Here is a 23,273-nt window from a genome sequence, read left to right as displayed (position 1 = left end):
GTGACTCCCATCCCTCTTGTGCGCACGATTAGCTGCAGTCGACCGTATGCCGCGCTCCGACCTCACTGCATCATCCGGATCGGATGAACGTCACGCCCGTGATGCTGCGTCTCGTCCGCCGATAAGCGCGGACGATCACCACCGACGGGTGAGCTCTCCGAACCTGGGGGGATGACGCTTGCGGGACAGTCGCATGTTCCCGGGGATGCGGGGGTGCATGGGTGGGTAGATGAGCGTCAGGACGGCGGCGAGAGTGAAGTAGCTGCGGAGCACGCGGAAGCAGAGGTAGGCGGGTATGTACTTGACCGAACCGGGGCGCCAGATCAGGCAGACGATCACGGTCATGATCATGGACATGCCCAGCAACGTGGCGACGATGGGCTGCCAGCGCATGGACGTGAAGGTGGTGTGGAAGGCGAATCCGGCAATCGCCGCGTAGATGAGCAGCGGTGCGAGCATGGCGCGGCGTGCGGCGTTGACCAAATTGAACGGCAGCACGAAGGTCCCGATCATGGTGCGCCGGTCCAGCAGGATCGCCCGGTTGCGTGCGGCGAGGTGGTAGATGCTGCGGAACCATCGGGTTCGTTGCTCGCGGAGGTGGGCGTAGGACGCCGGGGTTTCGCTGTAGTACACGGCCTTCGGGTCGGCCACGTTGTGGTAGCCCGCGGCCGCGAGGCGCATGCAGATGTCGGTGTCCTCCCCGTTCATCCCCTGCACCATGCCGCCCACCCGGAGGACCTGACGGCGCCGGTAGATGGCGAACATTCCGGGAATGCCCATCACACCCTGATAGCCGTCGAGGGACACCTGAAAGAACCCGTGCCGCATGTAGACCTCGATGAGCCGGCATTTGTCGATCCACGTCTTCTGCTGGGCGGGCATCGGAATTCCCCCGACGCAGCCAACCATCGGGTTCGCGAAGTGCCGCATCGCGGTGTCCAGACAGCCGGGTCCGATCATGGTGTCGGCGTCGATACGGACGACGAACTCCTCCCGGATGTGTTCGATCCCCATGTTCAGGGCGATGGCCTTGCCCGGTGTCGGGCAGTCGAGCACCTCGCCGGTGATGTGTGCGCAGTCGGCGATGGCCGCATCGGCGACCTCGTGCGTGGTGTCGGTCGAGGCATTGTTCACCACGTACAGGTGAATGGCATCCGGGTAGGTTTCGGCACCGGCGTCCACCGACGCGATGGTGTCGGCGATGCTGTGCGCCTCGTTGTGCGCGGGCACGAGGATGGCCAGCGGTGCGGCGAACGCGTGCCGGCGCGACCTCCTCAGGGCCCGCACACCCAGCAGGGCCGTCAAGGTCGCCAATATCTGCTGCATGAGGAACACACCGGCACCGATACCGCCGAGGATCGCCCAGTCCTTCAGAACGTCGACGACATGACCGAAGATGCGTAATGCGATGACGGCACCGGCGCTGGCCAGCACCAGGCAACTGGCCAGCGCGAGGAACGCGCGGGGAGGAATGCGTGGGTCCAGGGGAAGCGGGCCCTGCGGGGGAAGCTGCGCTTGCCGAAGAACGGTGTGCGGGAAAATTGCCAGTGCGAGGAGACCGGAGATCATTTGTGCACCGAACACGGAGATCGAGATGATGCCGGCGTTGTGCAGCAACCAGGCAAGGGTGTCGATCACCACGCAGAACAGGAGGTACTTACCTAGCAGCGATAGCCCGAGATAGAGGCGGCGCCAACTGTTCGAGTACGCGCGCAGCGCGTAGGTCAGGAAGAAGATCACCAGGAACATCCGCAGCGGAAACTGGACGTCACCGCGACCCTCGGACAGGATGACCAGGTCGTTCGGCGCGTCCATCACGTCGGCGTGCGCGAGGATCATCCGCACACACATGGCCAGGATCGAGATCCCCACGAACGTGACGAGGAAGCCGTTGGTGCCACTGGAGGGCCGGTCGACGGCGTAGTCCGCCGGTGCGCTGTCGACCGACCGGAAGAAGTCGGCGATCGCCGCCGGTTCCTGTACGGGTTCGCGGCGAGGGTGTGCGACATCGGTCATCGGGGCGGTTCCTGGCGCGGGGGTTCGCTCGGGGCGATGGTGCCGTCGCCGTTGATCACAAAACTGGCCTGGGGCGTCACGACCAGTGCACTCTCGGTTCCGAAGTCGGGCAGCCGAGTTGTCCCGATGTCACCCACGTACTGGATCATCAGACCGGGGGCCCGGCTGGTGCTCGTGACCGTTTCCACCAGAATGCCGTTGTCGAAAGACGGAATGTTCAGCGCCGACGCGTTCGGACCGGACACGATGCGTCCGTCCTGAATCCGCACCAGTGGATTCACGTCCGGACTCTGCCCCACCAGGATGAACGGCTCCCCCGCCGCCGGCTGTGCGGACCAGCGGAAGTCGGGATTGTAGTGTGCTGGAACGAACTTGGTGATCGTCGGAACGATGGCATTGAGCTGTTCGATCACATCGACACCATCGGACTCGGGGGCATAGACAGCGAAGCCGGGTGCCAGTCCGCGAGGCAGCGCAGTGAAGCCGGCACCGGGGTCGTCGCCAAGTTGGAGCGCGGAGCCGGGCTGCAGTTGCATCGGGTAACTCGTCACCCGGACGTCGCAGCCACCGAGATCGCGGTCACGCTCGACCGACAGGGTCAGGGTGTTCTCGAGCACTGCGTCCTGCGGTGGGAGCGCGAGGGTCACCGCGCCCGCGGTGGGGTTCAACGGCAGGCTGCCGACGAGATGCCCGTTGAGTTCGGCGTTGAGGATCCAGGTGAGGTCGGGCGGCGATGCGGGTAGCTGCATCTGGACGCGCACCGACTGCGGCAGACGCCCGCCGGGAAGGTCGGCGAGTGAGTAGCCGATGCGCCAGCGCCGGGTCTCGGTGATCTGACCGACGGACATGTCCGCCCCCAGGGCCTCGAGTGCTACCTGATCGCCGGTCAGCGGTGTGGCTGCGACCGCCTGCGGATCCCCACCGGAGAAGTCGGCGGTGGTCACGGCAGGCCCGGTCAGGTAGTTCGAGATCAGGGAGCCGTCGGGTACCGTCACGCCCACCACGGCGGTGCCGTCGATAGTGCCTACGGCGGTGCCGTCGGCGGTGTCCTCACCGGATTCCTGTGAGGGTGACCAGCCGTCCCTGTCGCTCAGTGTGGCCGCGGGGCCGACGAGGATTGCGTTGTCGACGTCGGAGGCCGGGAGTGCGTCGGCGAACCGGACCTGGTGGCCCGCCCGGGTCAGAGCCATCCCCAACTGTGCTGCCGTCGTCCGCCATTGGTCCGACTGGTCGGCCAGCACCACGGTGAGCCCACGGTCCCAGGACACCACGGCGTCCCGGACGGTGTGGATCGGCCAGGCGAGTGCGGCCTCCACGACCGTGGCGGGGTCGAGGTGGATCTGCATCCCCGACGAGTGATCGGTGGTGCACGTCTCGTCGTGCCGGGTGCCGTCGGCGCGGAACTGGATGCGCACCTGCCCGTCGTCGGCGATCTGGTCCGGGACGGTGACGTAGGCGTCGATGTCCTTCTCCCCGGTGGACAACTCCTGGTTGTAGACCTGCTGACCGTCCATGCTCACACTGAGGAAGACGGTGCTGTTGCCGGGAATCTGGGCGGAGCCGGTCAGATGCAGGCGGGTCTCGTCGCGCGTGGAATCGGCGGGAAGCGTCACCAGATAGCTCGTCGACGGGGAATCATCGGTCAGCCACACCCCGTCCGCGTGCCCGGATCCGGCGAGGGTCTTGGTGAAATGCCGGTCGGCGGGCACGTCCAGGCTCATGTCGTCCGCGTCGTGGGTGAACCATGTCGGCCGCGCGACGAGGAAGGCGAGCAGGATCACCACCGCGATCCCCAGAATCCACCACGCAGAACGCGGGACGGAACGCCCACGCTCGCCGGGGAAGTAGTCGTCCTTGTCCGGCTTGGGCTGCTGCGGCGGCTCCGGTGCGGCGGCGCCCGATGCTCCGTCGTCGTCGCTCAAGCGCTCTGCTCCTCGGCCGCGGACCTGCGACTTTCATTCCAGTACGACCGGCACGGAATGCGGGTGGTGTCGATCCGCCCGGCGTAGGTACGGGCGATCTCGACCTCGGTGGACAGCAGACCCGAGTCGAGGGTGATTGGGGCCAGGCCCAGCCCGAGTAGCCGGTCGTTGCGGGCGGCGAGCTGGTTCTCGTCGGCCTCCTGCCGGGGGTTGGCCACCCTGTCCACGTCGGCGCCGACCGTCCTCGCCACCAGCTGAGCGAGGTCGGCGACTCGATGCGTCTCGGTCATCTGATTCATCACCCGGACCTGCCCATCGACCTGACCACCGGATTCCACCGCGAGCCGAATACACCGAACGGTGTCGCATATGTTGATGAAAGCCCGTGTCTGCCCGCCGGTTCCGTGCACGGTCAGCGGATACCCGATCGCCGCCTCCACGATGAAGCGGTTCAGTACGGTGCCGTAGTCGCCGTCGTAGTCGAAGCGGTTGATCAGCCGCGGATCACGTTCGGTCTCGTCGGTCTGTGTGCCCCAGACGATCCCTTGGTGGAGGTCGGTGACACGGACCCCGTCGTTGTGCGCGTAGAATTGAAACAGCAACTGATCCAACGATTTCGACAGATGGTAGACACTACCCGGCTGCGTCGGATACAGGATCTCCCGGCTGTGCATCTCTCCGTGCCGATCGGGGTAGCTGACCGTGAGATACCCCTCGGGCAGGTCCACCGGGACGGTCTCGTAGCCGTACACCCCCATGGTTCCCAAGTGGACGACGTGGATGTCGATGCCGGCCTGGACAACCGCGGCCAGCAGGTTGTGTGTGGCGTTGAGGTTGTTGTCGAGCGTGTAGCGCTTGTGGGGTGGGGATTTCATCGAATACGGGGCCGACCGCTGCTCGGCGAAGTGCACCACGGCGTCCGGGCGCACGGTGATCAGCAGTTCGGTCATCGCGTCGTAGTCGTGGGCCACGTCCGATTCCACGACGGTGATCTCGCGCCCGGACACCTCGCGCCACACGTCGACGCGCTCGGCGAGGGAACGGATCGGGGTCAACGACTGCACCCCGAGTTCGTCGTCCGCTCGCCGGCGAACGAAGTTGTCGACGATCGTGACGTCGTGCCCGCTCGCCGACAGGTGGAGCGCACTCGGCCAACCGCAGAACCCGTCTCCTCCCAGCACCACTACCCGCATGTGAGCTCCCTCCTCGGTCCACCCGCCACCTCGCGCGCCCCGCGCCGATTCGGTCGGAATGCGCCGGTAGCCTCGTGCACGAATTACTCAGCATTTGTCCCGCGCCGACTTCTTCGCATCACCCTCGAGGGGTGATAACGATTTTGGAAACCCATTACGTTGGCTGTGTGCTCGTCATTCGACGGGCAGACGCGAACCGACAGTGTGGACGATCGGGACTGCCCCCACCCTGGTTGACACACGGGGTGTGCAGTTTCAGGCCGCGTGTGCGGTCTGATGGAGCGTCTCATATTCGACGGGTGTCAGTCGACCGAGACCGCGTTGCCGGCGCCGCCGGTGGTAGGTCGTCTCGATCCACCCGACGATCGCCAACCGTAGTTCCTCACGGCCAGCGGCGACGGTCGAGGACATTGCGTTGCAGCAACGCGAAGAACGATTCCATCGCCGCATTGTCACCACATGCCCCCACCTTCCCCATGGAACCTTGTAAACCATTGCAGGACAACAATTCTACGAACAATCCGGAACGAAATTGACTGCCGCGATCGGAACGTACGACGGTGCCGTCCGGGTTGCGGAGCGCGATAGCATTTCGCAGCGCCGAACACGCCAGGTCCGCGGTCATCCGGTCCGCGATCGAATAGCCGACGATCCGGGTGGAGAAGCAGTCCTTGATCGCGCAGAGGTAGAGCTTGCCCTCATCGGTCCAGTGCTCGGTGATGTCGGTCAGCCACAGCCGGTCGGGCTGCTGGGCGCTGAACTGCCGCCTGACGAGGTCGTCATGGACCGGTGGCCCGGATCGGCGATGAAGTCCTCGCTTCTTCGCGAACACCGAGAAGATTCGCTGCAGCGAACACAGTCGGTGGACGCGGTTCTCGCCGGCGACGATGCCGTGGGTGGGTAGTTCGTCGGCGATGAACCGGTATCCGAATTCCGGATCTGCGGCGTGGATATCAAGTGCGGCGTTGATCAGATGGGCATCGTCCCAGTCCCGTCGGGACACGGGATCGGTGTTCCACTTGTAGAACGCTTGCCGGGAGAATCCCAGCACCCGGCAGGTCACCGCGACGGCGATACCGTCGGCGGCAAGGTCGCGGACCAGCGGGAACATCATTTTGGGTTGACATCCCTCGATAGGTAGGCCACCGCCCGACGCATCACCTCCGCCTCCTGTTCGAGCAGCCGGATACGTTTGCGGGCCTCGCGGAGCTCGTCGGATTCGTCCCGTGCGAGGCCGGGTCGGGTGCCGTCCTCGATGTCGGCCTTGCGCAGCCAGTTCTTCAGACAGGTCTCGGAGATCCCGAAATCCTTCGCGATCTGCTCCAGCGGGGCTTCGCGTTTGCGGGCCACGGCGACGACGTCGCGGCGGAACTCCTCCGGGTACGGCTTCGGCATGTCGATCATCCTTCCACCGTGAGGGCGAATCCCTCACAGGTCAGGTGTCAACCAGAGCCGGGGCAGTCCCATCTGCAATTCGGGGTGCCAGGGCACCAGCGCATCGACGGAGTCCCGCAGCGCGCTGACCGGGGGTAGTTGCTCCGGGCCGAGAACGGAGACGGTCGCGACGTGGCCTTGCCAGGAGACATCGGTGACCTGTGCCCCGGGAACGTCGCCCAGCCACTGCTGCGCCGCGGTCGCGATCTGGCGGGCCCACAGCGACGACAGCGAATTGACCACCATCGGGATCGCGACCGCCACCAGCGCCGCCGCGAGCACGACGTACGCACGGCCGCGCCGGCCGCCTACCCCCGTGTCCACCTCGGCCGCGTATCCCGCGGCGACGAACACGACACTCGCGGTGATGATCATGGCCACGACGTTCGACGCGAACAGCACGAACGCCCCCACCGCAAGGGCCGGCGCCCCGGAGCCCAGGCAGACCCCGACCACCGCCAGTGGAGGGACCAGGGAAATCGCGATGGCGACACCGGGTAGGACGTCGCCGACATCGCGGCGCGCTGCCGCGATGGCACCGACCAGACCCGTGGCGAGCGCGGCCGTCAGGTCCATCAATGTCGGTGACGTACGCCCGAGCACCTGCGAATTCGTCAGAACATTGGTGGGAATCGGCACCAACTGCGCGATCACCGCGCCGAGGACGACGACGAGCACGACACCGAGTCCCACCAAGAGAGGGCTTTTGCCCACCAGCGAGGCCCGGCCGGTGGTGATTCCCAGCCCGACGCCGAGGATGGGTGTCGACAGTGGCGCGACGATCATGGCGCCGATGACGGTGGCCGTGGAGTCCCCGACGACGCCTGCCACCGCGATGATCGCCGACAGAGTCAACATCGCTCAGAATGCGGACCTCTTCGCCGAGCGGTCCCCTGAGGACGGGTTGAAGCGATCGTCGAGTTCGGTCAACGTCCGACGTTGGGTGTCCGGGACCAGCATCATCCGATCGCTCCTGTTCGGAGTCGGCGCGCCAGTCGATGGACCGGCCGCTTGTTCGATACTGGCCCGCACAGCCGAGTGACGGCCTCACCCGACGGGGATGAAGCGGCCGACCGCGAAAAGGCTCATGCTGACCGGACCGACGGTTCGACGGTCCGCCGTGGAAGGAGCCGAGCATGATCATCCCCCGGCCGGTCCTGGGCCCCGACGGGACCTCGGGGCTCAACGCACCGGCCTGCCGAATCGTATGAGCGGGCTCTCCCGCCGACTGCGCGCCCTGGTGCCCCGGGAGCGGATGACCCGGACGGACGTGATCGCCGGGCTCCCCGGCGCCATCGGCAGCGTTCCGGACGGAATGGCCTCCGGCGTCCTGGCGGGTGTCAGTCCCGTGCACGGCCTGTACGCGAGCATGGCAGGCAGGCTGTTCGGCGGGCTTTCCACCAGCACCAAGCAGGGAATCGCGATCGAGTTCTTCACGGCCACCCTGATGATCGGTGAATCGACCCTCGCCGCCTACGCCCAGGCGCGGGTGCGGGTGCACCGCGGGGACGATGCGTGATCGAGCGCAGCATGAGGTGATCAGAGTCTGCGGAGGCGTTGGTGTGCATCGGCATACTCGTGATCGAGCCTGTCCACGATCTCCGCCGCGGGTACCACGGCGTCGACGGCGCCGATGCCCTGTCCGGCGCCCCAGATGTCGCGCCAGGGCTTGGCTTCCGACTTGGTGGCGGTGTCTGCGTCCTCGCCGACACCGAAGTTCATGGCGGAGGGGTCGGACACGGCGAGGTTGTTCGGGTCGAGTCCGGCGGCCTCGATGCTGCCGCGCAGGTAGTTGCCGTGCACGCCGGTGAAGAGGTTGGAGTAGACGATGTCGGATGCGGTGGAGTCGACGATCATCTGCTTGTAGCCGGCGTCGGCGTTGGCTTCTTCGGTGGCGATGAACGCGGAGCCGATGTAGGCGAGGTCGGCGCCTGCGGCCTGTGCGGCGAGGACGGAGCGGCCGTGGGCGATGGAGCCGGACAGCAGGAGGGGGCCGTCGAACCATTCGCGGACCTCTTGGAGCAGCGCGAACGGGGACAGGGTGCCCGCGTGTCCGCCCGCGCCGGCGGCGACGGCGATAAGGCCGTCGGCGCCCTTCTCGACGGCCTTCTTCGCGAATGTGTTGTTGATGACGTCGTGGAGGACGATGCCGCCGTAGCTGTGGACGGCGTCGTTGACGTCGGCTCGGGCGCCGAGGGAGGTGATGACGATGGGCACCTGGAATTCGACGATGGTGGCGAGGTCTTCGTCGAGGCGGTCGTTGCTTTTGTGGACGATCAGGTTGACCGCGTAGGGCGCGGAGGGGGTTTCGGGGTTGTTGGCGTCGTGCTTGGCGAGGGCTTCGGTGATGCGGGTGAGCCATTCGCGTAGGACGGGCTGCGGGCGGGCGTTGAGGGAGGGGAATGATCCGACGATGCCGGCGGTGGACTGGGCGATCACCAGGTCGGGTCCGGAGACGATGAACATCGGCGAGGCGACCACGGGTAGGCGAAGCCGGTCTTGCAGGATGGGGGGCAAGCTCACGAGGGTTCTCCAGGATTCAGGACGTCGAGGGGCAGCGCCGCGGTTGTGCACCGGGCGCTGCCCCGGTTCGGTGGCCGGTTACGCCGTGAGATTTTCGAAGATGGTCGCGTTGGCCATGCCACCGGCCTCGCACATGGTCTGTAGCCCGTACCGCATCCCCTCGGACTGCAGGTGGTGCACGAGAGTGGTGGCCAGCCGGGCACCGGAACCGCCGAGGGGGTGCCCCAGTGCGATGGCGCCGCCGAGCGGGTTGACCCGTTCGCGGCGCGCGCCGGTGTCGGTGAGCCAGGCTTCGACCACGCTCGCGAACGCCTCGTTAACCTCGAAGGCGTCGATGTCGTCGAGGTTCAGTCCGGCTATCCCGAGTGCTTTCCTCGTTGCCGGGATCGGTGCGGCCAGCATGGTGACCGGGTCGTCGCCCACCACGGTGGCGGTGTGCACCCGCGCGAGGGGTGTCAGACCGAGTTGCCGCGCCCGTTCGCTGGTGGTGACCAGCAGCGCGGCGGCGCCGTCGGAAATCTGGGATGCGTTGCCCGCGGTGACCCGGCCCTCCTCGTCGAAGGCGGGCTTCAGGGCTCCGAGTGCGTCGAGTGTGGAGTCCCGGCGGATGCCCTCGTCCGCGGTGAGGGTGGTGCCGTCGGGCAACTCGACCGGGGCGATCTGTTTGACGAATCGGCCGTCGTCGGCGGCCTGCGCTGCGCGACGGTGTGATTCGAGGCTGTACTCGTCGAGTCGGGTGCGGCTGAGGTCGTACCGCTTGGCCAGTATTTCGGCGCCGGCGCCCTGATTGAAATCGACGTTGCCGTACCGATGGGACACGGTGGGGCCGAAGGGGACACCTGGTCCCGCCCTGCGGGCCGAGCCCATCGGAACCCGGGTCATCGACTCGACACCACCGGCGACGACGACGTCGGCGTGGCCGGCGATGACCGAGGCGGCGGCGAAGTGGATCGCCTGCTGGCTCGAGCCGCATTGACGATCGACGGTGGTGCCGGGAATGTGTTCGGGCCACCCGGCGGCGAGGACGGCGCTGCGGGCGATGTTCGCCGATTGTTCCCCGACCTGGCCCACACATCCCCACACGACGTCATCGACGACGCCGACGTCGAGTCCGGTCCGTTCGATCAGGGCGGTGAGCACCACCGCCGACAGGTCGACGGGATGGATGTCCTTCAGGGCTCCGTTGCGGCGGCCGACGGGTGTTCGTACCGCCTCGACGATGACTGCGTCACGCATGAGAATGCCTCTACTCGATTGTCGGTGTGGTGGATCCGTCCGGCGCGGGACGGTCATCGCGGCGCCATCCGGATGGCGCCGTCGAGGCGAATGGTTTCGCCGTTGAGCATGCCGTTCTCGACGATGTGCGCGGCCAGGGCGGCGAACTCGGCGGGGTCACCGAGTCTGCGGGGGTGCGGCACCGAGGCCGCGAGCGACTCCCGCACGTCGTGGCGTGCTCCCGCCAGCAACGGCGTGTCGAACGTGCCGGGGGCGATGGTGCATACGCGGATGCCGACGCCGGCGAGGTCTCGTGCCGCGGGGAGGGTCATCCCCACGATGGCGGCCTTGGCGGCGGCGTAGTTGATCTGGCCGATCTGCCCTTCGAACGCCGCGACGGACGCGGTGAACACGCACACGCCCCGGTCGCCGTCGTGCGGCTCGTTGCCGGCCATGGTCTGGGCGGCGAACCGCAGCACGTTGAAGCTGCCGACCACGTTCAGCCCGATCACCGATTCGAACGGCGCGAGCTCGGCGGCGACGCCGCTCTTGTCCAGCACTCGCATGGGCCGGCCACGTCCGGCGCAGTGGATCACCGCACGCAACGGTCCCTGTTCTGCCGCGGCGGTGAAAGCTGCCGCCACGTTCTCGGCGTCGGTGACATCAGCTGCGACGAATCGCGCTGCGGGACCGAGGGCCTCGGCGCGGGCGGCGCCATCAGAGGTGGGCAGATCGACGAGTGTGACGGTGGCGCCGTCCTCGACCAGACGCGTCGCTGCCGCAAGTCCGAGACCGGATGCCCCGCCGGTGACGACGGCATTGATGTCCTTGATGTGCACGGTGGTTCCTCACAGTTCCAGGGATCGGGAGATGACGCTCTTCATCACTTCGCTGGTGCCACCGAAGATCCGGGTGACGCGGGCATCGGCGTAGAGGCGGGCGATGGGGTATTCCCGCATGAAGCCGTAGCCGCCGTGTAGTTGCAGGCAGCGGTCGATCACCCGGGCCTGCATTTCGGTGGTGAACAGCTTCACCTTCGCCGCGTCCGCTACCGACAATGCGCCGGCGTCGAGAGCGACGAGCGCCCGGTCGACGAGGGCCTGACCGGCTTCGAGTTCGGTTGCGCAGTCGGCGAGGACGAACTTGGTGTTCTGGAAGTCGGCGACCCGTTGTCCGAAGACCTTGCGGTCCTTGACGTAGTCGGTGGCCAGGCGCAGTGCCGCCGTGGCGGTGGCCTGCGCGGACACCGCGATGGTGAGCCGCTCCTGGGGGAGGTTGTTGGTGAGCATCGAGAAGGCGGCGCCTTCCTCGCCCAGCAGGTTGCGGGCGGGGACCCGGACGCCCTCGAACAGCAACTCGGCGGTGTCCTGGGCTTTGAGGCCGAGCTTGTCGAGGTTGCGGCCACGGTGGAAACCGTCCATGCCGGCCTCGACCACGAACAGGGACAGCCCGTCGCGCCGGTTGGTGACGTCGCGGTTCGTGCGGGCGGCGACGACGATCAGGTCGGCGTTGATACCGCCGGTGATGAACGTCTTGGCCCCGTTGAGAATCCAGTCTTCGCCGTCCCGGACGGCGTGGGTGGCCATGCCGGCCAGATCGGATCCGGTGCCGGGTTCGGTCATCGCGATCGACGAGATCAGGGAACCGTCCGCGAATCCCGGGAACCATCTGGACTTCTGCTCGGCGTCGGCGTATTCGAAGAAATACGGGAGTACAGTACTCAGGTGAACTTGCATACCGCCGAGAGTGGCTGCAGCGTAGCCAATTTCCTCGATGACGATGGCGTTGAACAGGAAGCTGTCGATCCCGCCGCCCCCGAACTCTTCGGGAACCTGGAGGCCGTTGATTCCGATCTCGGCGGTCTTGGTGAACAGCTCGCGTGGGACGCGTCCGTCCGCCTCCCAGTCCACGATGTGGGGCACGACTTCCTTGCCGATGAACTGTCGCACGGTCTGCCGGAAGGCGTCGTGGTCAGAATCGAAGATGTTGCGTTGCATGGTTCTGTCGGTCCTAACGGTGATCGGGTGGGCGCGCCGGTCGCGCGCCCGCGAGAGCTTGTGGGTTATCGGTGCGAGCGGACGACACCCGCGGCGGCGAGGTCGTCGATCGCGCAGGCGGGGTAGCCGAGTTCGGTGAGCACCTCGGTGGTGTGCTGTCCCAGCTCAGGGGCGCCGACCGTCGAGAATTCGGGAATACTGCCGAGATGCCAGGGGGAACCGAGGGTCGTGTGCTCGACCCCGTCCGGGTCGGTGACGTCGACGAAGATTCCGGAGGCTTCCACGTCCGGGTTCTTACGGACCTCGCCGTAGGAACTGATTCGACCGGCGACCACCCCGTTCGGGGTCAGCAGCGCCATCGCGTCGTCGCTGGTCAACTTCGCGAACTCGGCGCGCAGTTCCGTCAGAAGCGCGGGGCGGTGCTGCACCCGGGACTCGTTGGTGACGAATCGCGGATCGGAGGTGAGTTCGGGCCGGCCGAGCAGGGTGCAGAGCCGGTCGAAATGCACTACCGAATAAGCCGACACGACGATTGCGCCGTCCCGGGTGGGCATCACGTCCGCAGCGGGTGCAACGGTGGGTTGTCCGTTGCCCTTACGGAACGGTTCATTGCCGGTGAGCAGGTATTCGCCCCAGTTCGGCCCCTGCAGGTGGACCGCGACCTCGAGCAGCGAGGTCTCCACGGTATCGCCGTCGCCGGTGCGGAGTCGACGGACGTAAGCACCGAGGATGGCTTGGGCGAACACGTGGGCGGCGGCGGCGTCGACGACGGGGAAGCCCACTCGTTGCGGTTCTCCGTCGGCCTCGCCGGTGACCCACATGATGCCGCTTTCGGCCTGCGCGGCGATGTCCAGTCCCGCACGGTTCCGCGACGGTCCCTGCAGGCCGAATCCGCTGACGGTGGCGTAGATGATGCCCGGATGCGCAGTCCGGACGCGATCGGCGCCGAGCCCGAAGGACTCCATCACACCGGGGCGCAGATTCTGCACGACGATGTCGGCTCCCGAGATCAGCTCGTGTGCGATCTTCTGCCCGCGTTCGTCTTTGAGGTCGAGCGCGATGCAGCGCTTGTTGCGGTTGTAGTTCCGCAGGATCGCTTCGCCGTATACGCCGATCAACCGGGACGATTCGCCGTGCACGGGTTCGACCTTGATCACGTCGGCGCCGAGATCGACCAGGATCTGGGTGGCGGCGGGGGCGGCGATGAACTGTCCGAAGTCGACGACGCGCACGCCGTCCAAGGGTCGGGTCATGCTGCGTTCTCCTGTGTCCGTGTGCTGAGTTTGGCGGCGTCGCGTTCGGGACGCACCAGGAAGGTGGCGGCGGCGCCGCCGAGGGTCATGAGCACTCCGGTGAGCGCGAAGCCGTGGCCGTAGCCTGTGGCCTTGTCGGTGGCGTTGCCGACGAAGTAGCCGAGCAGCAGGGGCGCGATCACTCCTGCCATGCTGTAGAACGCCACCAGGAATCCGAGGATCGGTCCGCGTTTGCGGGGATGGACGACATCGGCGATCGCGGTGAACGCCACCGCGTACGCGGCGGAGTTGAGGGAGAACGCCAGCGTGATGAACACCATTTGTGGCAGGCCTACCGACAGCAGTGTGAACGCAACCATCGACACCCCGGAGCCGACGATCAACCCGCCGGTCAGGTATCCCCGGGAAATGCGCCGGGATATGCCCCGTGCGGTCATCCAGTTCGACAACCATCCCGCGCCGATCGCCCCCGCAGCGGCAAAAGCATACGGCAGCATGATCAACCGGCCCGCGGTGATCGTGTCGTAGCCCAGCCCGTCGGACAGGTAGACCGGGAGCCAGGCCACCTTCAGCGTCGTCGACCAGTAGGAAAAGAAGGTGAGTAGCGCGATGCCGACGACGGTTCCGGTGGTCAGCAACGTCCGGTAGGGTGCATCGCTCAGTTCGACGGTGCCGGCGGCCGCGGGCTGGATGTGCGCGGGCGCGTTCTTTCCGAAGATCACCCAGACCACCGCCCAGAGGCCACCGAGGACGATGAGGACACCGAACGCCGCGTGCCAGGACCAGGTAACGATGACCCAGGTGAGGATCGGCGCGGCGAGCAGCGGTCCCACCGAGGCGCCGGCGGTGACTATTCCGCCCGGCAACGCCCGCCGCTCCGGCGGGAACCAGGAGTGCACGGAGTGCGTGGCCAGCGCGTAGGCCGGTCCCTCCGCGAAGCCGAGGACGATCCGGCAGGCGAGCAGGACACCGAAGCTGACCGGGCCGAGCAGAGGAACCATGGTCACGATCCAGATCAGCATGAGCGCGGCCAGCAGCCAGCGCACCCCGATGCGCGTGGAGAGCGCTCCGAGCACGATCGCGCCGGCCGCGAACAGCCAGAAAAAGGCGCTCTGTACGAGTCCGAATTGCTGCGGGCTGATGTCGAGATCCTGCTGGATGTGGATTCCGGCGAAGCCGAGGACGGCCTTGTCGGCGAAGTTGAGCAGTAGGAAGGCGAACAGCAGCCCGGTGACGAGCCAGGCGCGCGACCGTGACGGCGATGCGCCGACGGCGGCCTTCTGTGTGAGGGTGTCAGACATGGGACGGGCTCCGTACTGGCGGATGGAGGGTGAGGGGAGGTGTCGGTCAGCGGCCGGTGAACGCGGGCATTCGTTTGGTGACGAACGCGTCCGCGGCTTCGCGGGCATCGCCGGAATGGGAGCACTGCACCATCCGGTCCACCTCGGCGAGCAGATAGTCACCGAGGGACGTGGTGGACGCCTGGAGGAGGTTCTGCTTCATCGCACGCAGCGCGAGCGGCGCGGACGCCGCGAGCCGATCTGCGAGGTTCCGGGCGTCCGCGTGCAGCGACTCCGCGCTCGTCACCGCGGTGACCAGCCCGTAATCCAGCGCCTTCTGGGCCGTGAATTTTATTGGGGTCAGGAACAATTCACGAGCCCGCGCACCGCCCAGCATCCTGGTGATCAGCCAGACACCGCCGAGATCGCCGGACAGGCCTGCATTGACGAAGGCGGTGTTGAAAACCGAACGGTCGGAGGCGATCCGGAAGTCGGCGGCGGCCGCGAGTGACAAACCTGCTCCGGCACAGGCGCCGTCGATTGCCACAACGGTGACCTGTGGCATGTGGTGGAACCGGTGCAGAGTGTCGCTGACCTGCCGCAGGCGTGCGGTGTCGGCCACGACCGAGTCGCCACGCAGGGTGCGCGAGTCGGCAGTCGCGGCCAGGTCGGCGCCGACACTGAAATCATCGCCGTGCCCCGACAGGATTACCGCGCGCACGCCCGGTGAGCACGACAGTTCGCTAATCGCCGAGCCGAGTTCGCCGAAGACCGTGTGAGACACCGCGTTGCGTCGGCCGCGGTTGTCGATCACCACGTGTGCAACGGCGTTGTCGACGGTGACGTGGACACGACCGGTCATGGAGTCCTCCTCGAATGGGATGTCGCCTGTGAAGTGGCGCACGTCCATTGAAGGTCGCGAGGAATGACTGCGTCAAAGTCCGGAAGTCACCCGAATTGAGTGCAATTGCCTATAGGTAGGGTCTGACCTCAGTGTTCTCGCGGTTGCGATCGCGAACCCGGTGATCGGCCGCCAGCGCGGCCATCGCTGCGGCCTCGACCAAAGTGTGGCCGCTGCCCTGGTTCTCGGCGATGGCACGGACCCAGGCCTGTAGGGATCGTTTCGAGTAAGTGAGGAATTCGGTGGTCGCCGGGGTGATCCGGGCCGCTCGAAACACCACCTCCAGCGGTCGGGCCAGACTCGGTGCCAGTTCCCGCACGATGCCGCCGCGGTGACGGGCGTCCAGACCGATCCGCAACGGAACGATGGCAGCCGCGCCTCCGGACAACACGATGGGCAGCACAGCGCCTCGCTGCGGCACTTCCACGACGATCCGGGGTTCGACTCCGTGCTCGCGCAGCGACTTCTCGATGTAATCGCGGGTCGCAGTGCCGTTCTCCCCCATCACGAACGGAACTCCGGACAGGGCCTCGATCGGAACGGGATCCGGCCAGTAGTCCTCCGTCCCGGGTGGGCAGATCAGGACGAACTTCTGCTCGACCAGATGCTCGCTGATCAGATCGGCGCCCGGCGGTGGTGACGCCAAGAATCCGAGCTCGCAGGAGCCGGATCGGACGAGGTCGACCACCCCCGATGCGTCGTCGCGTTCCTCGATCCGGAACCGCACGTCGGGGAATCGGATACGAAACCTCGCCACCCACACCGACAGCGGGTCCATCGACATGTCCGACAGGGTGGCGATGTCGACCCGGCCGCCTCGCACCTGTCCGACACTCCGCACGGCGTTCTCGGCGGCTTCCGTTTCCCTCAAGATCATGCGAGCCGGTCCGATGAGCGCCTCGCCGGCGGGCGCGAGGACGAGGCCTCGCCCCACCCGGTGGAACAATTCGGTGCCGAGGTCCTTCTCCAGTTTGCGCACTGCCTGGGACAGGGAAGGCTGGGCCACCCGCAGGGCGGCCGCCGCGCGGTTGACGCCGCCATGGTCGACCACGGCAAGGAAGTACTCCATCTGACGCAGATCCATGGAGCAAAACTATCGGCCCGGCGTGGACGAGGGGGTGCGGAATCCATGTGTTGCGGCAAGCCGGTCTATTACGTGTGCAGCATTCCGGTGACCGAGATACCCACCCCCAGGAGGGCGGTCAATGCCACGAGCGAGACGGTGCGCAGCAGTGCGGGCCAGGCGCCGGTGTCCGTGTTCGCCCGTGCGGACCCTTTCGGGAAGTGGCGGATACCGAGATAGCCGACGATCGAGCTGGCGACCAGGGCACTCAGAGTGAGCAGCGGTGCACCCAGTCGGTACGCGACGAAGCCGATCGCCGCGGACGTCGCGAGCACCGACAGGCCGGTGCGTTGCCACGCCAGTGCGGTGCGCTGTGGCTGCAGACCCGGATCGGGCATCGTCACGAGTTGACGGTGGTGACCACGGCGAACACTCCCAATCCGATTGACAGGAGAACGAGCCCTCCCGCGAGCCAGGCGAGGGGAATCGGCGCGGGAAGCGGCTCGTGCAGTCGCAGCGCGCGCTCGTTGCGTCGCCACGACCACAGGGCCACCACCGCGAGCATTCCCCCGGTGCAGCAGGCGAGGATCGCGACGACGTGGACGACCAGGCCGGCGGTGGTAACCGAGGCCAAGGTAGTCAGAGTGACACCGCCCGCCACCAGGGCCAGAGCGGTCCGAACCCAGGCCAGTGCGGTGCGTTCGTTGGCCAGCGAGAAACGGACGTCTGGTTCCTCGCCCACGGAGTAGACGGCGGCAGGTCGGCGCGGGGGAAGGTCTACTTCACTGTTCATGGGTGTTCCCTGCATGCTCGGGTCGGTGTCGGTGAAATAATTCTTCTGACACCAGATAGTTCTGTAACAGAAGTAGGTTAACGGATGGACGACACCGGAGCGATTCCTCTTCCCGACGGCGCGGCCGGGAGCGGGGAGGGATGGGCCCTGACCGCGGTCATCACGCGACTACGACGGGCGTTGAGGTCGAGCGTCCGCGAAGACTTCGCCTGGGAGTCGTTGCCGATGGCCCAGGTCGAATTTCTCCAGCGGCTCTCGGCCGAGTCGGGCCTGCGGATCGTCGAGTTGGCGCGCAAGCACCGGATGGCCACCAACACCGTGAGCGCCTTGATTCAGCAGATGGTCGAGACCGGTCTGGTCGTGCGCTCTCCTGATCCACGAGATCGCCGGGCAGTGCGCGTGGACGTCACCGACGCGGGGCGGGAACGTCTGAACGCCTGGATGGGGGCGAACGAGCGGCGCATCTCGGAGGCCTTCGACCGACTCGATGAGCAGCAGCGCGCCGCGATCGGCGCGGCTATTCCTGCTCTCGCGGCGCTGGCTGAACTTCTCGACACGGAGTGAAATCCGTCGAAGCGAATTCCGCACCCGCCAACATGCGCACCCCGGCGACCAGCGGATATAGGCAATTCCGTACGGTCCGACCGCGTTTTGCTGGTTGATCGGCCCTCGGCGGGGCGGTCTGATGAGGACATGCACCTGTGGTTCGAGTCACTACCCGCGGTGCCCCTCACTCAGCCGAAAAATTTCCGGAGGTCGTCATGGTGACCACGCAGTCCGATGGACGCGACGTCGGCCATCGCCCTGCCGGGGCCGTCGACCGGCGGGCCTGGGGCATCGTCCTGTTCCTGTTCCTCTTCTTCACCCTGAATTTCGCCGACAAGGCCGCTGTCGGGTTGTCGAGCCAGCAGATCCGCCACGACCTCGGTCTGACCGCCGGGCAATATGGGTTGCTCAGCAGCGCGTTCTTCTGGTTGTTCGCGATCGGCGCAGTCACCTTGGCAGCGGTACTCCGGAAGATCTCCTATACCTGGGGCGCGGCCCTGCTGATGGTGACGTGGATTGCGAGCATGGCGCCACTGACGGTCCCGACGTCGTTCGGTGTGCTGATCGCCTGCCGAATTGCGTTGGGATTCTTCGAAGGCCCGGCGCACGCCTTGTGCCAGTCGATCGTCGCGGATCGTTTCGCACCCGACAAGCGAGCGACGGCCGGCGCGATCGTCAACGCGGGTTCGTCCATCGGGCCCCTCATTGCGGCGCCCACCCTGACCTGGGTGATCCTCACCTGGTCGTGGCATGCCGCGTTTGCTGTCCTCGTCGTGGCGGGGGCGATGTGGCTGGTCGGTTGGCTCTGGTTCTCGGAGCGGTTGCCCTTCCGCAAGGCCGGCCCGGGCGCCGGTGACAGCGCCGTGGACGCCGCTGATCCCAACGGAGACATCGTCGTTCCGTTCCGCCGTTTGTTGATGCTGCGGAGCTTCTGGGGACTGGTGTTGCTGTCGTTCGCCGGGTATCTGATCTCGTCGCTGAAGGTCGCCTGGCTGCCCGCCTACATGAACGAAGGGCTCGGGTACTCCGCGAGCACCGTGGGTTCGTTGGTGACGATTCCCTATGTCGTCGCGGTGGTCGTCCTGCTGTCCGCGGGCATGCTGTCGGGTCGGCTTCTGCGCGCCGGCCACTCCTCGCGGGTGGCCCGCGGCTACCTCACCGGGGCGTACCTGCTGTTCGGCGGGGTCTCGATGATGATTTTCAGCCAGCTCGACCCGGGACCGCTGCAGTTGGTGTTCGTGATCTGCGCGTTCGCCGTCAACAGCGTGGCCTTCTCGGTGGCCTTCGCCGGGGCGTCGGACTTCCTGCCCGCACACCAGCGGGTGGCGTTCTTCGGCTGCATCATCGCCGCGTACAGCGTCGCGGGAATCGTCGCACCGTATGCGCTCGGGCTCATCGTCGAGCGTGCGACCACTGCCGCCGCCGGGTACTCGACGGGCTTCCTGTTCGTCGGCGGCGTGGTGTGCGTGCTCGGTGTCCTCGGCGCCATCATGCTCGATCCCGAAAAGGCCCGCACCCAACTCGAGCAGATGACCGCCCGGTACGCGGCACGAGAGGCCGAGTGATCACCATGGGCGGACCGCTCTCCGGCATCCGGGTCCTCGACCTCGGCCAGTACATCGCCGGACCCAGCGCCGGCCAAACCCTCTCCGACCTCGGTGCGGACGTGCTCAAGGTCGAGAGCCTCCGCGGCGATCAGGCGCGCGGGATCGGCACGTTCGGCGAGGCCATGGTGCGCGCCTACAACCGGGACAAGAGCAGCATCGGCCTCGATCTGGCGCGGCCCGAGGCCGAGGCGATCCTGCATCGGTTGCTGGCCCGGACCGATGTCCTGGTGCAGAACTTCCGCACCGGGTCCGCCGAGAAGCTCGGCCTCGGACCCGACCAATTGCGTGCACGGTATCCGCGTCTGATCTACGCCAATGTGACCGGATTCGGATCCCGCGGACCGTCACGGCACCGCCCCGGCCTCGATATCGCCGCGCAAGCGGAATTCGGCTTGATGCACGCAACCGGCGAGGTCGACGGTGACCCGCAGCGGCTCGGGTTGCCCGCCGCGGACGTCACCGCTGCCAACGCCCTCGCGACCGGAATCCTGGCGGCGCTCTACGAGCGGGAATCGACCGGTCGGGGCGCGCACGTGGAGACCTCGCTGATGGAAGCGGTGCTGTCGATGCAGGCCGCGTCCTGGGGCGAATACACCCTCACCGGCCTCGCGCCGCGGCGTAAGGGGAACGGACAGGCGCACGCCGCCCCCGCGGCCGATGTCATCCAGGTAGTCGACGGGATGATCGTGCTCTCCGCCTACACGACCGAAAAGTGGTCCGCACTCTGCCATCTCGTCGGACGACCGGACATGATCGACGACCCGCGGTTCGTCGACAATCCCGCGCGAGTGGCGCACCGGGCCGAGATGCTGACCGCTCTCGGCGACGCCTTGGGCGGGATGACCCGGGACCAGGCCGTCGCCCGGTTGCAGTCCGCGAACATCGTGTGCGGTGCGATCCGCTCCTTCGACGAGATCGCCGAGGACAAGGACGTTTTGGCGTCCGAGATCCTCGTCGACGTCGCCGAACCCGGTGGGGCCTCGTTCACCAGCCCCGGACCGGCCTTCACCCTCGACGGCCGCCGTCGCACCGTCTCCACGTCCGCACCGGAGGTAGGGCGGGACACCGTCGCCGTGCTCCGCGACCTCGGCTTCACCGACGGTGACATCACCGAACTGATCGACGGCCGCGTCGTCACCGCCGCCGCACCACACTGACCTCGAAAGGCTTCTCCATGATCGATCCGGACATCCTCGATTACGACTTCCCGACCTACCTGAAGGCCATCGCCGACTTCACAGACAACGAGCTCATCCCAGCCGAGAACGAGATGGTCGAGGCCGGCGAGGTCCCCGCCCGCCTCCTCGACCGGATGGCAAAACTCGGACTCTTCGGCATCTCCATTCCCCGCGCGTATGGCGGCCTCGAGTGGACGATGGAGCAGCAGGTGCAGCTCACCCTCGAATTCACTCGCGCGTCCTGTGTCTACCGGTCACGATTCTCTACGGTGATCGGCCTGTGCTCGCAGGCGATCCTGGACCACGGCACCGAGGAGCAGCGTCTGCGGATGCTGCCGGCCATGGCGGCAGGCGAACTGGTCACCGCATTCGCACTGACCGAGGAACAGGCCGGATCGGACGCGGCGCACCTGCGCACCACCGCCGAGCGTCGCGGGGACACGTATGTGCTCAACGGGAGCAAGCGGTACATCACGAATGCGGCCTGGGCCGACGCCTTCCTCGTCTTCGCGCGCACGGATGCCTCGGACCCGGGTGCCGGCGGGGTCTCGGCGCTGCTCGTGGACGCGACATCGCCCGGGGTGCGTACCGTCTTGCCAACCGTCATGAACGGACACGCGGAGGCACCGGTCGGAGAGATCTACTTCGACGACGTGGTCGTGCCCGCGGAGAATCTGCTCGGCGGTGTCGAGGGCCGGGGGTTGACGATGGCGCTGCGCGGCATCAACCATGCGCGTCTGCACGTCGCCGCGACCTGTGTCGGGCAGGCGACCCGGATGCTCGAGGAGACGACGGCACATGTCAACGGCCGCAGTCAGTTCGGGGCCCCGCTCGCCGATCTCGGTGCCGTACAGGCCACGCTGGGGGAAAGTTTCGCGGAACTCGAGGCGGGACGCGCCCTGACCGTCGAGAGCGCGCGCGCGTTCGATGCCGGCGAGATCCCCCGGCACCGCATCGCCGCCGCCAAGCTGTATAACTCCGAGATGGCGAGCCGTATCGCCGACCGGTGTGTCCAATTGCTCGGCGGCGAGGGCATCGTCGGCCCGCACCCCGTCCCGCGGATGTGGCGTGATGTGCGGGCGCTGCGAATCTATGAGGGTTCCTCGCCCGTGCACCAGCGGAACCTTGCCAAGGCGATGACCCGCCAGGTCGCCGACACCGGAACGCTGCCCAACTCCTACCGCGTCTGAGTCGTGTCGGTGCCCGATCCGCGTGACCGGGCACCGACCGCGGGGAAGATGGATTCATGGACATCCGTCAACTCGAGTACTTCCTCGCCGTGGTCGAGCACGGCGGGGTCAATCGGGCGGCCGGGCATCTCCACGTGGCGCAGGCATCGTTGTCGCAAGGTATTCGCCAACTCGAGCGGGAACTGAAGCTGAGCCTGTTCCATCGGACGGGCCGCAACCTCGTCCTCAACCCGGCCGGGAAACTGCTGGTCGAGCCCGCACGCAAGGTGCTCGACGACCTTCTGGCGGCGCAGGACATCATGCGCGGCGCCCGCGAACTCCAGGTCGGGTCGATCACCATCGGGACGATGCCCGAGATGTCGAGCGAGGCGGTGGCAGCGTGGAGCGGGTCGTTCACCCGCCTGCACCCCGACATCCGCATCGACCTGTCGGAGTTCCCGAGTGCCACAGCATTGTGCGACGAGGTACTCACCGGGCACTGCGAGCTGGGATTCACCACCTTCCCGGTGCCGACCGACAACCTCGAAACCGTCGAGCTCGGAGTCCAGCGGCTGCTGCTCGTGCGTCCCCCGGGGACGTCGGTCGGCGACGACGCAGAACCCTTCGACCTCACCCGGCTCGCCGACGTTCCACTCGCAACGAGCAGCTCCGCGCTGCGCGAGAACGACATCGTCGCGACAGTTCTGCGCCGCGAAAAGGTGATTCCCCGGATCAGCGCCCGGGTACCGAACCGGCACGCGCAGATGACCCTGGTCCTGAGCGGGGCGGCCAGCGCCTTCCTCCCCTTGAGGATGGCCACCGCCGCCCACCGGCTCGGCGCGCAGGTGACCGAAACACGCCCCGCGATCCGCACATCGTTCGGCATCGTGCACCGGCCCGGCGCCTTGAACCCGGCCGCCAAGAGCTTCGTCATTCAGAGCCACGCAGACGTGGCCCACTGGAACAAACTGATCGACGCCCACCAACGGTCCGGCGCCTCCCTCCTTCGCGCCGCACTGCTCGCCGACGACGAACTACACGCCCGGACCAGGGGAGACCGACCACATCCGTAGGCCGCACGGGTGTATTCACCGGCCCCCAACGAAGTTCACCCGGATCGGGGAAGTGGTCCCAGAGGCGGCTTCGTAACGTCAGCGTGTGATCGTTGCCACCGCTAACCCAC

Annotated in this window: 20 protein-coding genes and 1 pseudogene; 6 read left to right on the top strand and 15 right to left on the bottom strand. The window is 66.9% G+C overall.

Annotated elements, in window-relative coordinates; translation table 11 throughout:
- Nucleotides 1-135: 135 nt before the first annotated feature.
- The 5 genes and pseudogenes from FND50_RS34445 to FND50_RS34425 form a co-directional block, all read right to left on the bottom strand.
- Nucleotides 136-2,016: a glycosyltransferase family 2 protein gene (locus tag FND50_RS34445; protein WP_144288726.1), complete on the bottom strand. Its 1,881-nt coding sequence runs from the start codon at nucleotides 2,014-2,016 to the stop codon at nucleotides 136-138.
- On the bottom strand, nucleotides 2,013-3,938 hold the full coding sequence (locus FND50_RS34440; RefSeq protein WP_144288725.1) for a hypothetical protein: 1,926 nt from the start codon (nucleotides 3,936-3,938) through the stop codon (nucleotides 2,013-2,015). Before FND50_RS34440 ends, FND50_RS34445 begins: the two co-directional genes overlap by 4 nt.
- Nucleotides 3,935-5,131: an NAD-dependent epimerase/dehydratase family protein gene (locus tag FND50_RS34435; RefSeq protein WP_144288724.1), complete on the bottom strand. Its 1,197-nt coding sequence runs from the start codon at nucleotides 5,129-5,131 to the stop codon at nucleotides 3,935-3,937. The genes FND50_RS34440 and FND50_RS34435 overlap by 4 nt, the downstream gene beginning before the upstream one ends.
- Nucleotides 5,132-5,386: 255 nt before the next feature.
- Nucleotides 5,387-6,526 (bottom strand): annotated as a pseudogene (locus tag FND50_RS34430) (IS3 family transposase).
- A gap of 33 nt (nucleotides 6,527-6,559) precedes the next feature.
- Nucleotides 6,560-7,423 (bottom strand): DUF389 domain-containing protein, encoded by an 864-nt coding sequence (locus tag FND50_RS34425; RefSeq protein WP_260850826.1) that lies wholly within the window; start codon nucleotides 7,421-7,423, stop codon nucleotides 6,560-6,562.
- 349 nt (nucleotides 7,424-7,772) lie between these two features.
- Between FND50_RS34425 and FND50_RS34420 the strand changes: the two genes are divergently transcribed.
- Entirely contained in the window at nucleotides 7,773-8,084 is a 312-nt protein-coding gene (locus FND50_RS34420; RefSeq protein ID WP_260850825.1) for a SulP family inorganic anion transporter, read from the top strand.
- 20 nt (nucleotides 8,085-8,104) lie between these two features.
- Here the strand turns inward: FND50_RS34420 and FND50_RS34415 are convergent, their stop codons facing one another.
- The 10 genes from FND50_RS34415 to FND50_RS34370 form a co-directional block, all read right to left on the bottom strand.
- Entirely contained in the window at nucleotides 8,105-9,088 is a 984-nt protein-coding gene (locus FND50_RS34415; protein WP_144288723.1) for a nitronate monooxygenase family protein, read from the bottom strand.
- A 78-nt stretch (nucleotides 9,089-9,166) separates the two neighbouring features.
- Entirely contained in the window at nucleotides 9,167-10,324 is a 1,158-nt protein-coding gene (locus FND50_RS34410) for a thiolase family protein (RefSeq protein ID WP_144288722.1), read from the bottom strand.
- Between the two features lie 53 nt (nucleotides 10,325-10,377).
- Nucleotides 10,378-11,142, bottom strand: coding sequence for an SDR family NAD(P)-dependent oxidoreductase (locus tag FND50_RS34405; protein ID WP_144288721.1), 765 nt, complete (start codon nucleotides 11,140-11,142; stop codon nucleotides 10,378-10,380).
- A gap of 9 nt (nucleotides 11,143-11,151) precedes the next feature.
- Nucleotides 11,152-12,300, bottom strand: coding sequence for an acyl-CoA dehydrogenase family protein (locus tag FND50_RS34400; protein WP_144288720.1), 1,149 nt, complete (start codon nucleotides 12,298-12,300; stop codon nucleotides 11,152-11,154).
- A gap of 65 nt (nucleotides 12,301-12,365) precedes the next feature.
- The gene (locus tag FND50_RS34395) at nucleotides 12,366-13,553 is read right to left on the bottom strand and encodes a CaiB/BaiF CoA-transferase family protein (protein ID WP_144288719.1); all 1,188 of its coding nucleotides are present in this window, start codon (nucleotides 13,551-13,553) and stop codon (nucleotides 12,366-12,368) included.
- On the bottom strand, nucleotides 13,550-14,854 hold the full coding sequence (locus FND50_RS34390; protein WP_144288718.1) for an MFS transporter: 1,305 nt from the start codon (nucleotides 14,852-14,854) through the stop codon (nucleotides 13,550-13,552). The genes FND50_RS34395 and FND50_RS34390 overlap by 4 nt, the downstream gene beginning before the upstream one ends.
- 46 nt (nucleotides 14,855-14,900) lie before the next feature.
- Nucleotides 14,901-15,695: an enoyl-CoA hydratase/isomerase family protein gene (locus FND50_RS34385; RefSeq protein ID WP_144288717.1), complete on the bottom strand. Its 795-nt coding sequence runs from the start codon at nucleotides 15,693-15,695 to the stop codon at nucleotides 14,901-14,903.
- A gap of 109 nt (nucleotides 15,696-15,804) precedes the next feature.
- The gene (locus FND50_RS34380; RefSeq protein ID WP_260850824.1) at nucleotides 15,805-16,818 is read right to left on the bottom strand and encodes a LysR family transcriptional regulator; all 1,014 of its coding nucleotides are present in this window, start codon (nucleotides 16,816-16,818) and stop codon (nucleotides 15,805-15,807) included.
- A 68-nt stretch (nucleotides 16,819-16,886) separates the two neighbouring features.
- On the bottom strand, nucleotides 16,887-17,195 hold the full coding sequence (locus FND50_RS34375; RefSeq protein ID WP_144289251.1) for a DUF202 domain-containing protein: 309 nt from the start codon (nucleotides 17,193-17,195) through the stop codon (nucleotides 16,887-16,889).
- Nucleotides 17,196-17,197: 2 nt separating this feature from the next.
- The gene (locus FND50_RS34370) at nucleotides 17,198-17,590 is read right to left on the bottom strand and encodes a YidH family protein (protein WP_144288716.1); all 393 of its coding nucleotides are present in this window, start codon (nucleotides 17,588-17,590) and stop codon (nucleotides 17,198-17,200) included.
- Nucleotides 17,591-17,674: 84 nt separating this feature from the next.
- On the opposite strand from FND50_RS34370, the gene FND50_RS34365 reads away from it, so the two are divergent.
- From FND50_RS34365 to FND50_RS34345, 5 genes are all read left to right on the top strand, one after another.
- Nucleotides 17,675-18,154 (top strand): MarR family winged helix-turn-helix transcriptional regulator, encoded by a 480-nt coding sequence (locus tag FND50_RS34365; protein WP_186301198.1) that lies wholly within the window; start codon nucleotides 17,675-17,677, stop codon nucleotides 18,152-18,154.
- Between the two features lie 197 nt (nucleotides 18,155-18,351).
- Nucleotides 18,352-19,701 (top strand): MFS transporter, encoded by a 1,350-nt coding sequence (locus FND50_RS34360; RefSeq protein ID WP_144288715.1) that lies wholly within the window; start codon nucleotides 18,352-18,354, stop codon nucleotides 19,699-19,701.
- A gap of 5 nt (nucleotides 19,702-19,706) precedes the next feature.
- Nucleotides 19,707-20,900, top strand: a complete 1,194-nt coding sequence (locus FND50_RS34355) for a CaiB/BaiF CoA-transferase family protein (RefSeq protein ID WP_260851079.1) — start codon at nucleotides 19,707-19,709, stop codon at nucleotides 20,898-20,900.
- Between the two features lie 17 nt (nucleotides 20,901-20,917).
- Nucleotides 20,918-22,111, top strand: a complete 1,194-nt coding sequence (locus FND50_RS34350; RefSeq protein ID WP_144288713.1) for an acyl-CoA dehydrogenase family protein — start codon at nucleotides 20,918-20,920, stop codon at nucleotides 22,109-22,111.
- A gap of 56 nt (nucleotides 22,112-22,167) precedes the next feature.
- Nucleotides 22,168-23,163, top strand: coding sequence for a LysR family transcriptional regulator (locus FND50_RS34345; RefSeq protein ID WP_144288712.1), 996 nt, complete (start codon nucleotides 22,168-22,170; stop codon nucleotides 23,161-23,163).
- Nucleotides 23,164-23,273: the final 110 nt, after the last annotated feature.

Origin of the sequence: Rhodococcus sp. WB9 (assembly GCF_007558985.1) — a bacterium.
GTDB classification, from domain to species: domain Bacteria; phylum Actinomycetota; class Actinomycetes; order Mycobacteriales; family Mycobacteriaceae; genus Rhodococcus_F; species Rhodococcus_F opacus.
The sequence above is the reverse complement of the archived record's forward strand: the minus strand, read 5'-3'. Positions and strand labels throughout refer to the sequence as shown.

Coding starts and splice junctions, on each gene's coding strand:
- FND50_RS34445 (WP_144288726.1), bottom strand. CDS start 2,016: ATGACCGATGTCGCACACCCTCGCCGCGAACCCGTACAGGAACCGGCG.
- FND50_RS34435 (WP_144288724.1), bottom strand. CDS start 5,131: ATGCGGGTAGTGGTGCTGGGAGGAGACGGGTTCTGCGGTTGGCCGAGT.
- FND50_RS34425 (WP_260850826.1), bottom strand. CDS start 7,423: ATGTTGACTCTGTCGGCGATCATCGCGGTGGCAGGCGTCGTCGGGGAC.
- FND50_RS34420 (WP_260850825.1), top strand. CDS start 7,773: ATGAGCGGGCTCTCCCGCCGACTGCGCGCCCTGGTGCCCCGGGAGCGG.
- FND50_RS34410 (WP_144288722.1), bottom strand. CDS start 10,324: ATGCGTGACGCAGTCATCGTCGAGGCGGTACGAACACCCGTCGGCCGC.
- FND50_RS34400 (WP_144288720.1), bottom strand. CDS start 12,300: ATGCAACGCAACATCTTCGATTCTGACCACGACGCCTTCCGGCAGACC.
- FND50_RS34395 (WP_144288719.1), bottom strand. CDS start 13,553: ATGACCCGACCCTTGGACGGCGTGCGCGTCGTCGACTTCGGACAGTTC.
- FND50_RS34390 (WP_144288718.1), bottom strand. CDS start 14,854: ATGTCTGACACCCTCACACAGAAGGCCGCCGTCGGCGCATCGCCGTCA.
- FND50_RS34385 (WP_144288717.1), bottom strand. CDS start 15,695: ATGACCGGTCGTGTCCACGTCACCGTCGACAACGCCGTTGCACACGTG.
- FND50_RS34380 (WP_260850824.1), bottom strand. CDS start 16,818: ATGGATCTGCGTCAGATGGAGTACTTCCTTGCCGTGGTCGACCATGGC.
- FND50_RS34375 (WP_144289251.1), bottom strand. CDS start 17,195: ATGCCCGATCCGGGTCTGCAGCCACAGCGCACCGCACTGGCGTGGCAA.
- FND50_RS34370 (WP_144288716.1), bottom strand. CDS start 17,590: ATGAACAGTGAAGTAGACCTTCCCCCGCGCCGACCTGCCGCCGTCTAC.
- FND50_RS34365 (WP_186301198.1), top strand. CDS start 17,675: ATGGACGACACCGGAGCGATTCCTCTTCCCGACGGCGCGGCCGGGAGC.
- FND50_RS34360 (WP_144288715.1), top strand. CDS start 18,352: ATGGTGACCACGCAGTCCGATGGACGCGACGTCGGCCATCGCCCTGCC.
- FND50_RS34355 (WP_260851079.1), top strand. CDS start 19,707: ATGGGCGGACCGCTCTCCGGCATCCGGGTCCTCGACCTCGGCCAGTAC.
- FND50_RS34350 (WP_144288713.1), top strand. CDS start 20,918: ATGATCGATCCGGACATCCTCGATTACGACTTCCCGACCTACCTGAAG.
- FND50_RS34345 (WP_144288712.1), top strand. CDS start 22,168: ATGGACATCCGTCAACTCGAGTACTTCCTCGCCGTGGTCGAGCACGGC.